A 9,088-nucleotide genomic window follows, 5' to 3' on the forward strand; every position below is an offset into this window, starting at 1 on the left:
AGTGAATTGTTGTAAGGCTGAACACCCCTCAAACATTAAACATTCAGCGAGGTGATGAGTCATGACAACACGTGAGAGGCTAGAGGTGTAAAGGCTTTGGCTTGGGTTATCCTTGCTCTAGGTGAGTTCGTAGTAGATCTTGCTATTGCATATTGGATAATAAAAAAAGCTAATCACGATTTTAAATAATCGTAACTAGCTTATACACCACAATAGTCTTAAACATTCACGCTTGAGGGTAACAGGTTAGGAGCTGTTGCCCTCTTTTCATATACAATAATACATGGCATAGATCCAAAAGTAAAGAAAAACAATTAAAAGAAGTACGGCTAAAAGTTTTTTGAGAGTTGCTACTAAATTTAGTTAAAAATATGTCAAAATTTTTATTTTAACGAGAATTCAGAAATTTTGGCGAAAATTAAATAATTCAAACAGAAAGCATATCTTTTCTTATATAAAGAGGAAAGGATGTGCTTTTATTATGGATACAAAAGAATTTAATGTAGAGAGATTCTCTGCTGAATTAAGTCGTATGAACAAAGAATACCAAAAGTTGGATAATACTCCCTATAATCAAGGAGCAAAAGACATTCTAGCTAAAGTTATCTATGAACTCCACTCAAATTTTGTACAGCCTGAAGAGGAGGTGCAAGATTAATGGAAAAGATTACAGATTTAATGAAGGAACGTTATGGAATTAAACAAACTGGTAAAAGTTTAAATGTTACCCCTAGTGATACTCTATATACAATTTTTAGAAAGACTGCAGATTATATCTATCGTAATGGCGAATGGACTGAAGAAGATGAAAAAACTGCAATTAAAGGAATGCTGAATCAAGAAGATTATTTTGGAGGAGATATAAGTAATATAAATATTGAGAAAACTACTTTATCTGATGAGAATATAGGTAAAATTACTGATAGGCATAATATATTTAAATCTTATCCAAAAACAAGTAGTTTATTTAAAACCGATGGATGGAAAAACCATGTATATAAGGTTTCATATACTGACAGTAGTAGTAGAAATCCAGCTTTATGGGAGAAAAGTAAAACTATTATTTTAGATCCAGATAATAAAGTAGGTACTTTACATAAGCATAACTACGATATTTATGACAGTAATAATGACCTTTCTTCTGAATTAAAAATAGGTAATTTAAACAGGGCCATTGGTTATGATAAATTATGTACAGATATCTTACGTGAGTTAAAAGATACAGATAGTCGTGAACAAGTCAATGCTTTGTTGGCACGTATTACTAATCCAGAAAATAGTGGTAAGAAGAGAGCGTATCTCTTTACACACGATCCATATTATGACAATGAGATAACGGCAGAAATGAGAAAAGAAGCTGATGCTAATCCTGATTACATGATACAAGTTAACGATTGGCAACGAATAAATTTTAAGTACTATGAGCAGCGACAATTAAGAAATCAAGCGGTTGATAGTATATCTGATTATCTAGAAGATACCTATAATTTAACTCTACAAATGCAATATGAAGTAGATATTGAAGCACAGACACACGCAAAAAGTTGGCAAACTAAGAAAAATATTAATAAAGCTACTTTAGATGCTATGGAGAAGTCATCTTTAAAACAAGATTTTAAAGACCTAGAATTAGATAATGATGTTGACATAGACAAATTTAGAAAGTTAGAGCCTGAAATTAGAGAAACTGTTAAATTCTTACCTAAATCAACAAATGATGAAAAACCGATTCTGCGCTTTAGAAAATTAGGAAATCACCATGCAACAGGCTTATTTGTACCTTTCAATAATACGTTAGCTGTTGATTTTAGAAGCTACGAGTCTAAAAGTGAGTACCGCCCATCAGGTGTAGGAATAGAATCTTTTATTCATGAATATGGTCACTTTTTAGACTACAATGCTAATAATTCTGAACTCTCTAAAGATGGACAAACTAGACAATACGCTAATAGATTCAAACATATTTTATCAATGCAAGATGACTTCAAAGAGATTTTGCATCAAACACAACATGAAATTCAAAATAGAGTGGCTAATGGACTTAAAATGTCTAGTCATTTTATTAATTACTACACTACTCCAACAGAAGTATATGCTAGAGCTTTTGAAGTATATAGTTCAGAAATAGGGCTGCAAAATTCATTATTAAAAGACAGAAGTGAATACAAGAATAGCCTTATATATTCATTTTTTACTGACGATACTAGAAAAAATATCGTAAACTATTTTGATAATAAATTCCCTGATTATCGTCAACGTGTACAAGAATATAATCAGACTTTAGAAGAACGTACCCAATATAAACAAAAAGTAAAAGCAACAAATAGTAAGTCAGTTGAAAATGCTGAACAACAAGATCTAAATTTAGATTTAAATGAATCTGATAATGATAAGAAATTAGAAACAGAAAAACAGGAACTTGATAATTCAGCTAAAAAGCTAGTTGATGAGCTAAAAAAAGATAAAAACAAAAATCAAGACAGAAAGGAAGAAAAGTCCAAAACAAAAGATAATAGTGAAAAAGAAGTGATTACTAAAAAGGGTAAAAAGTATCTAAAATTAGTGCTTAATTCGATAAGCAGAGAAAACTTGGAATTATTGTCTCAGAAAATTAAAGATTATACTAAATCTACAGGACTTAGACCAACAGGATATTTTAGTTCAGAAGCATTAGCAGAATTTGCAACCAAAGTAGATTTACAGAATAAGTTAGAGAATAGTGATATTGGAGATAAACTAAATATTTTAGGAACTGAATTTACGGTTGAAAAACAAGAAATGCAATCAATTATGAGCAGTTTAGGTCGTGCTGTTGGAGTTGAGTTAAGTTATATTGATGTAAAAGGTAATAAGCAAAACGTAATTTTGCCTAGTGATGATGGTAACTTAGCAGCACAATATTTAGTATCTGCAGTTTCTATTAATGTCATTGAACCTAAAGTGAACAAGGAAATATCAGAAGATAATAAAAGTATTCAAAATAAGAAAGATAATAATTCAAAAAATAATGAGAAACAAGAATCGTCAAGTAAAGAAGACGCACCTGAAAAAAAGTATGAATCATATAAAACCAAACGTGCCAAACAAAAATTAGCTCGCTTGGAAAAAGAATTTTCAGAAGCTACGAAAAACATATATGACCATTATAAACAGGCTAATGGTCAGCCTATGAATGATAAACGTGGTGGAAATGCATTTTTTAATAAAGCTAATAAATTAGATGAAAAGGCTACACAATTATCTACTGAAATAGAAAAACAAAAAGAACTTATTGAAAAACTTGAGTGGCAAGATGAAAATAAAGCTCTTGGTCTTAATAAGCAAGGTGGACTAATAATGAGTGTAGATAATATTCCACGAATTAAGGCTGAAATTGAAAAAGCAAAGCAAGGTGAGTCTCACTATAATCAAGCAACTATTAGGAAATATAAAAAAGAACTTGTCAAATTAGAGAAGATTGCTAAATTGGCTGAAACACCTTTGTCCCCAGGTGCTAAAAAATTAGTTGATGATAATATCATAAAACAATGGAAAAAGAAGCCTAGTATTTATTTCGTAAATAATCTAAGAGGAGTTGCTTTGGAACTAACTGAAAAGGGTAATTTTCAAGTAAGTCAAAAATATACACCAAAAGATGATGAATCAAAAGCAGCTGTAGAAGAAATACTGGAAAAACAAAATAAGATAGACAAAGCAAGTAATATTCAAAATAGTAAAGTTGAAAAAGAACATAAAAATCAAAAAGAAACACCTAAGCAAGGTAAACAATTACAGGTTATTAATAAACTAAAAACATTTATTGAAGAAAAAATAAATAATACACTATCAACTTCTCAAGAAACCTTACAATTGTTCTCAGACATGCAGAAATTTAATAATTACTCAGCAAGAAACCAACTTTTGATTCTAGCACAAAAACCAAATGCCACAGGGGTTAGAACTTTTGATCAATTTAAAAAAGATGGGTACCATGTTAAAAAAGGTGAGAAAGGAATAAAAATTCTTAAACCTGTAGAGCATGAAGTTTTTCAACGCGCGGACAAATCTGTTGTAGATGTTTTTAAAGCGACTGCTTCGGAAAAAGAGGCTATCAAGAATGGTAACCTCAAAACTCAGAAGAAATTGTATTACAAGCTACAAACAGTTTTTGATGTTAGTCAAACTAACGTTCCTAAAGAAGAATATGGCAGATATACTAATCAAAAAGACAGCGTACTAGAAAATACCGACTTGAAAACAATCAACCAAGGATTAAGAGAAGTTGCGACCGACTTGGGTATCAGAATTTATACTCATGGTAAAGATGACGCTGCAACCATTAGACGTGAACCTGATAGAGTAGGATATTATATTGAAGATGAATCAATAATTATTCAACCACAATCTATGACTGATAAAGAAGAAAATGAAACGCTACTAAGAGGTATCACTAGTAAGTTAGAGACAAAAATCTCAGATGACTTTAGTAAAGAATTGTGGGGAAAAGTTGTTTTAAAAGATTATGATCAAGTACAAGATAATTATCTGAACAACTTAAAGCAGCTAGGTACTAAGGAACAAGTTTCTATTTTTGAAAAGGTTGCAAAATTAAATACAAGATTTAGTACAATGCTAGCCGATAAAGTTAGAGGAGTTTCTACAGGAACTATACCATTTAATCAAGGTAGAGGATTTATAGCTCCTAGTGTAGCTAAGGAAAGATAGTGCTGTCAGACGCATTTTAAGCAAGCGTTCAGCGTTTAGATGTATAGTTGTCTTATTATTTTGCTTAGAATTAGCATAATATTAATTGATATTAATTAAAAAACTAAACCTAGTACAAATTTGTACTAGGTTTAAATTTTTATGTTTTATTTTGGCGAAAGTTTTATTATCATCTCCATTTCTCTATGCTTAAGTAAATTGGAGGTGGAGAGCTTGGATAGAGATTTATTTGAAAAACTTAGCAACCAGTCTATTCAGAAATACTTAGACTTAAAAGGTATAGGTTATACTAGAAATGGAAACTACCTCAAATTAATGGATCACGATTCTTTGGTTATTGATACTAGAATCACAGATCAAAAGAAATGTGAAACATTTTTTTGGAACTCTAAAGGCATTGGTGGCAATCTATATCAATTTATGAGAGAGTATTTAGGTATGGAGTCAACAGACATTCTAAAAGAATTAAAGGAATTATCTCCAGAATTATCAAAAGCTGTTGCAAATAGATATGAGGATAAAAAGTATGTCCCAGAAAAATGGAAAAATAAAGGTAATCACGAACAGGTAAAAGACTATTTAATTAATAAGCGAAAGTTAAGTACACGTTTAGTAAACGGTCTCATAGATAGAGACTTACTTCGAGAACTAAAATATGGTGACGCACTGTTTGTTTGGAAAGAAAAAGGACAAGAAGTAGGATCAGATATTCAAGGTACTAGGATTGATCATGAAAAATATGGTGACAGAGGAACCAAGAAGATGGTTGTTCCTGGATCTAAGAAAAATTATGGTTTCAATTTTAGTGTTAGAACTAAGGCTGATAAACAAAAATTCTTTATTTTTGAAAGCCCAATTGATGCGTTAAGTTTTTATCAAACATACATGCCCAAAAACTATCAGAAAAAAGATGAAGGTTATAGGTTTATATCATTAAACGGGGCAGGGACTAAGTTAGAAACAATTGGTGAATTTTTTAAAACAGTCGGAGTTCCTGATGAGTTACATTTAAATTTTGACACTGATAAAGCAGGAGTTAAAGCCTTCATGAAGTTTATTGTTGATACAGACATAGGGTTTGAATCTAAATTTGCAACAGATGAAAAACAAGTTAAGGTATATGCGGATATTCCTAAAAGTGTAGATGTTAAAGATTGGAATGAAGCCTTACAGAAAGGAGAAACAGAATTTACAACGCTAGATATGCCTCAGTATATCGAGTATGTTAAAGAAAAATTAGGAGATAATGTAGCTTTAGATATTGCAACTGAAGCTGCACATGAAAAGAAAAAATTTGATTTTGTTAATTACCCTAAAGAAAAAAATAATGTACAGTCTCCTAATGTGATTAATAAGCGTAAATCTAAAGAAAGATAGGGGTGTGATACATATGGTTGATTATTTGATTTTAACAGAAAAACCTAGTGCTGCTGAAAATTTCAGTACAGCGCTTGGCGGGAAAAATGGTACTTTCAATGGTAAAACCTACAAAATTGTACATGCTAGAGGTCACTTATTGACCTTAGCTGAACCTGAAAATCAAGTAGATTCTTCTCTAAAAGAAAAGTACAAGTCATGGGATCCAGAGACTATTCCTTGGAATCTATCTAACCTTTCATGGAGTAGAAGTCCTATTCGAAATGCTGGAAGTATTTTAAACTCAATTAAAGATGCAGCTCAAAATGCTAAAGCTATTGTGATTGCTACAGATAACGATCCAAGTGGTGAAGGTGAACTACTAGCATGGGAAATAATTGAGTACATAAGATGGAACGGAATTGTATTACGTGAATACCATGATGATGAAACTCCTAAATCTATACGTAAGGCTATGTCAAATTTAAAAGATGTTTCAGATAAAAATCAAGATGGTGAATATCTAAAAGGACTGGTCAGAAATAAATGGGATTTTTCTTCAATGCAATTAACTAGATTAGCGACTAGTTATGCTAGAGAAGCAGGTTTTAATGTTAAAGTAGCAAATCAAGGTAGATTAAAATCGGTAATAATTTCTTTGGTAAAAGAACGACTTGACGAAATTAAAAACTATGTTAAAAAGCCATATTATGAGGCTAAGTTTAAAGACGAAAATGGCCATATATATGCTAGAAAAATTAAAAAAGATGATGAAGAACAGTTAAATTTAGTTCGCCATAAGTCAAAAGAAGATGCTCAAACTGAATTGTCTATGTACTCTAGTAGTCCAATTGGTGATGTAGTTAGAAAGACCACTACACAAGCACCACCAGCATTATTAGATTTAGCAAGTTTGGATGCAATTCTTTCAAAAAAAAATTATCCGTCTAATCAAGTTAAAACTGTTTATCAAAAACTATATGAGAAAGGTTATGTCTCATATCCTAGGACTGAGGATAAATTTATAACTCAAGAACAGTTTAGAGAATTTTCAGAAAATGCCGATAAAATCGCTGCATTAGTAGGTGTGAATACAAACTTATTGACACATAGAGAAGCACGCTCTAGCCATGTGAAATCTAGTGCAACACACGGGGCTAATCGTCCTGGTAGCAATATTCCTGAAAATTTAGATGAATTTAACCAAATTTTTGATAAAGAGCGAGATCGTGAATGCGCTAAAGATATCTATACAGTGCTGGCTAGATGTACTTTGGCTATACTAGCAGAAGATTATGTTTATGAAGAGGTCAGAGCATCTTTATTAGAATATCCTGCATTTGAGACTAAATTTAATATCCCTAAAAAATTGAATTACCGTAAAATATATAATCCTACAGCGATCAAAAAAGAAAAAGATGTTGGTACCAATGCTGTTCCATTTGTGTTTGAGGGAGCTAATTCTAAACCAGCATCACCTACAAAGAAATGGCTTTATGCCAAATTAAGAAATTATGGTAAATATGGTGTTGGTACGGGTGCAACGCAGCAAAATACTATGTCAGAGATTACTAATTCTAAGGCTAATGCTTATCTTTTAACTGATAAGCAGGGAAAATTAGATTTAACTGATCAAGGTATGATCGCAGCTGTTTTGTGTGAAAAAACATACATTGCTTCACCAAATATCACAATTAGATTGTTTGAGATGATGGATGAGGTAGGTAATTTTAAACGAGAACCACAAGATACTATTGATACTGTAACTAAAGTTATTATACACGATAAGCCAATCTTTAAAGAGAATGCTACAAAGTTAGTAGATGTATTAGGAAAACCTAAAAAGAGTAATAGTTATGTTACAGCTAAATTCAATGATGAAGATATTAAGTTTAAAAATAGTTGGGGTAAATATACTTTTACCAAAGAAGAGATAGATTTATTGAGTAAGGGTGAATCAATCTCTTTTACCTACAAAGGAACTACTATAACAGGTAGGTTAAAAAAACAAACATATGAAGGACATGAGTATTGGGGTTTCTCACCTGATGAGAGAAAATCTATTAACGAGAACAATTATACATTTGCTGAAATTAATGGAGAAAAAATTAAGTTTAAAAATAAATGGGGAAGTCATATTTTCTCAGAACCAGAGATTCAAGCTTTAATTCGTGGAAAAACAATTACCTTTAACTACAATGGCACTGAGAAAAGTGGTAAATTAGAGAAACAAAAATATCAAGGACATGAATATTGGGGCTTCAAATCAAAATAGTAAAGGAGAGCGCATTTTATGAAAATTAGAGGTAGATTAGTTGAGAAAATAAATTTGAGAGATTCAGATAATCATTATCTTTTTGTCGTTCAAGGAGAATACGGCCTTTTTAAAGCCGTAACTAATGAGCGTAAGTTCATTGATAAGTTACTAGACGAGGATAATGCCGATAAATCTTGGGAACTTAGTGTCTCACAAGTAGTAATTAGAGAAAATGGAGAAACTAAGGTTAAAGAATACCTAGACAATGTAACAATTGTAGAAAATTTCAAAGTAAAAAAGGTGGAACAACACAAAGTAGAAGACGAAATCAAAAAAGTTGACCAAGTAGATGCTGAAGATAATGAAATTATAGATAAAACGTTGGTTGTTGATAAAGTTCAACCTACCGAAACTAAGAAAATATCAGATGATGAAATACTAACTGAATTTCAGAATAAAAAGAATAATTTAAAAGATATAACAGATGATACTGAAGAAGATGATGATGATCTAGATGAAGTAACTGATAACTATGTTAGTTTTTCTGGTTCACATCAAAATAAAGATGATGACAAGGAAGAAAAAAATACTGAAGTAGATTTATCTGAAATTGATAAAAAAGAAGTTCCAATAGATCAAAATAAGGATAATGATAAAGAAGAAAAAACAGATACCACTAATTCTGCTGATGCTGATGAAGACGATTTTGATGATGACGATGACGGAACTGAAATTCCTGCCGATTGGTGGTAATAAGATGAGGTGTTTAGA

5 protein-coding genes are annotated in these 9,088 nt (G+C 31.3%); all 5 read left to right on the forward strand.

All coding sequences use genetic code 11. The annotated features are described in order from the left end of the window. Positions 1–481 precede the first annotated feature (481 nt). Positions 482–658 carry a hypothetical protein gene (locus tag PTA89_RS10140; RefSeq protein ID WP_003699134.1) on the forward strand — a complete coding sequence of 59 codons (177 nt, stop codon included), beginning with the start codon at positions 482–484 and terminating at the stop codon, positions 656–658. After that, a complete protein-coding gene (locus tag PTA89_RS10145) occupies positions 658–4,704 on the forward strand; it encodes an ArdC-like ssDNA-binding domain-containing protein (protein ID WP_324177486.1) in 4,047 nt (1,348 codons plus the stop codon). The genes PTA89_RS10140 and PTA89_RS10145 overlap by 1 nt, the downstream gene beginning before the upstream one ends. 204 nt (positions 4,705–4,908) lie before the next feature. After that, the gene (locus PTA89_RS10150) at positions 4,909–6,081 is read left to right on the forward strand and encodes a toprim domain-containing protein (protein WP_239834485.1); all 1,173 of its coding nucleotides are present in this window, start codon (positions 4,909–4,911) and stop codon (positions 6,079–6,081) included. Between the two features lie 13 nt (positions 6,082–6,094). Beyond that, positions 6,095–8,335, forward strand: a complete 2,241-nt coding sequence (locus PTA89_RS10155; protein ID WP_324177487.1) for a DNA topoisomerase — start codon at positions 6,095–6,097, stop codon at positions 8,333–8,335. 18 nt (positions 8,336–8,353) lie between these two features. Continuing rightward, on the forward strand, positions 8,354–9,070 hold the full coding sequence (locus tag PTA89_RS10160) for a hypothetical protein (RefSeq protein ID WP_147759571.1): 717 nt from the start codon (positions 8,354–8,356) through the stop codon (positions 9,068–9,070). The last annotated feature ends 18 nt before the right edge of the window (positions 9,071–9,088 follow it).

Origin of the sequence: Ligilactobacillus salivarius, from assembly GCF_035231985.1 — a bacterium.
Classification (GTDB): Bacteria; Bacillota; Bacilli; order Lactobacillales; family Lactobacillaceae; genus Ligilactobacillus; species Ligilactobacillus salivarius.